This is a genomic window from bacterium, from assembly GCA_037131655.1.
Taxonomy (GTDB): Bacteria; Armatimonadota; Fimbriimonadia; order Fimbriimonadales; family JBAXQP01; genus JBAXQP01.
Genome location: JBAXQP010000373.1, coordinates 1 through 2,267 on the forward strand (window position 1 = coordinate 1; position 2,267 = coordinate 2,267).

Below are 2,267 nucleotides of genomic sequence, written 5' to 3' on the forward strand. Positions count from 1 at the left end.
TGCATCCCTTGGTCAGATGCAAACACGCTTACGACCTGGCACCACGTTACCGCTATGAATACCGCCACCAGAATACGAATCATATTTTTCATGACTTGCTCCTTTCAATTGGCTGATCTTAGGCATGATATTCCACGGCTTTCAATGCTAATCAAAACAGGGATTCCCTGATGGCATAATCAGCATTTAGGCAATTGACCAATCAGGCGCTTATCCGGCCACCATGCCGCCACCGGGCATTGGGAAGAAAAGTTCCTCACGGGATCCGACCGCGAGAACGGGACAGAAACCGCCCAGAGACAGGCTGACGGAACCTGGCGCGTATCTCCGCCTCGGGGATTGTGGGGCGGGTACCATAGGCCGATTATTAGAACAACCTATCCCAAGGGCATCCCAACGCCTTCTGCAATCTCATGGCGGTTGTGATAAGAACCGTTATCTTGCCAGCTTCGATCTTCTGGATCGTTCTGATATTCAAGTCTGCCAGTTCCGCCAGCTTTTGCTGGGTAATGCCTTTATCGGTTCTCTCTCTCCGGAGATTGGCCCCGAATCGGATGACACCGGCGTCTGCTGTCTGTTTCTTGAGCACGCCCCATAGTGCCGTATCAGATAATTTGACAACACGGCCTGACGGGGCGTAAAACGTAAATATAGACGTGGAACGGAAATCGTGATGCAGGAGTCTTCTATGCGATCTTATCGCGTTTGGCTAACGTTGTTCGCTCTGATCGTATTCGGCAAAGCCCTGCCTGCTTACTCACAAAGTAACCCGGTCATTACCAGCATTAGCATGACCCCTATGCTTTCATGGCAGACTACAAATGGTTTCATTTACATAGTACACGGGGCTTCGACAGTCACGGGCGCCTGGAATGAGATTGCCCGTTTCTACAGCAAGACAAATTCAGTTCAGCGATGGGCGGACACTTCAGGCGGGATGTCCAACATTGGATTCTATCGTATTGGCTTGGTGACTAATAACCCTGCAAACGGATTCACAGAAGACTTTGAAGACAGTAGCGGGTGGAGAGATTGGGGCACAGGGACATGGACAAACAGCGGAGCTTCGGGCTCATGGATAGCGGGTCCCTACAGTAATTATAGTACCGGCTATGCAACATCGATAGTGTCTCATGCGCATTCAGGGAGTAGATACATTGGAGCATATCAATCAAAAGTCAATGAAAGCACCATTTACAATGGTAATTTCCAATTGCCGGTAACTGATAGTCCAACTCAACTTATGTTTTGGGTTCGAGGTGCGCAGCAAGGGACAAACGGGTATGCCAAAGTTCAGTACTATGATGGGTACGGTTGGTATGACTGCCTGAATTACATGGTGACAAATTTTACTTACGTTCAAAAAAGTGTTGATCTTTCCTTTCTTGGAATTCCAAATCCGTATCAATACCTTCGTTTTTGTCTCACGCTGAAGTCTGGGGCAGATATGTCTATTTACATTGATGATGTGCAGTTGAAGTGCGCCCAGTAAAGCAAAGGACATTCTCCTGTATTTGTTGGTTGCGGCTGGTGCCGGGGCGGCTACCTGGGCGCTATCGGGGCGGAAAAGAGATAATTCGCAAGGCCCCCAGTTATAAGAATCATTTTCAGAAAGGAAATAATCAGGAATGAACCTCATGAAACGTCAGGTTATCATCTTATGTATGGTAGTGGCATCTATGACGATGAGTTTACAAGCTCAAGTCATGAAGGTACCTCAATGGAAAGCATTAATGGGGGAGCGAGGGTGGCCAATATACTTTACGGATGACACAAAGAAAATTGGCATTCTTAACACGTGGGGAGTTGTTCGAGAAGTAAGCGCAAATGCTTTTACCGACAAGGAGTTTGAACAAGTATTGTCGTATCCCGTGTGTAAACAATCTGTATTCAAATCATTGCTGTTTGATGGGTCTGTTGAACACAATGCCAATGAAACTTATGCCCGCCTGAGTCGAGAATCTGAGTCAGCTAAAATCGACCTTGCAAACATTAGAGATAAAGTCAGTAATATCACGCTGACCTCTGTATCTGATCCTAGCGTTCAATACAGCGGAACCATAACCGAGAGCCGCTATCAAGAAAGAGCGGCGGCCAACAAAAAGACTGTGCAATTAAAGAGGAGTGCTTTTGACCAGGCCACATTTATCAAGGCTATTGAGTCCTACCGCAGTGTCGAAGAGAAGCGAAAGAACGCTGCCGAACACAGGAAGCCATAAGGGACAAGACCCAAAGACTCTAGACATTGCAAGTTATGGGTGTTCTGC

General features: G+C 47.2%; 3 protein-coding genes. 2 read left to right on the forward strand and 1 reads right to left on the reverse strand.

Annotation, left to right across the window (positions count from 1 at the left end):
• Window positions 1-367: 367 nt before the first annotated feature.
• Window positions 368-589 carry a helix-turn-helix transcriptional regulator gene (locus WCO51_12595; GenBank protein ID MEI6514091.1) on the reverse strand — a complete coding sequence of 74 codons (222 nt, stop codon included), beginning with the start codon at window positions 587-589 and terminating at the stop codon, window positions 368-370.
• A 99-nt stretch (window positions 590-688) separates the two neighbouring features.
• Here WCO51_12595 and WCO51_12600 point away from each other — a divergent pair, with 99 nt between their 5' ends.
• Together WCO51_12600 and WCO51_12605 are read left to right on the forward strand one after the other, a co-directional pair.
• Window positions 689-1,492, forward strand: coding sequence for a hypothetical protein (locus WCO51_12600; protein ID MEI6514092.1), 804 nt, complete (start codon window positions 689-691; stop codon window positions 1,490-1,492).
• A 145-nt stretch (window positions 1,493-1,637) separates the two neighbouring features.
• Window positions 1,638-2,219 (forward strand): hypothetical protein, encoded by a 582-nt coding sequence (locus WCO51_12605; protein MEI6514093.1) that lies wholly within the window; start codon window positions 1,638-1,640, stop codon window positions 2,217-2,219.
• Window positions 2,220-2,267 lie beyond the last annotated feature (48 nt).

What these genes read in the sequence shown, in the direction of transcription:
- WCO51_12600 (MEI6514092.1), top strand. Translation starts at nt 689, where the DNA reads ATGCGATCTTATCGCGTTTGGCTAACGTTGTTCGCTCTGATCGTATTC.
- WCO51_12605 (MEI6514093.1), top strand. Translation starts at nt 1,638, where the DNA reads ATGAAACGTCAGGTTATCATCTTATGTATGGTAGTGGCATCTATGACG.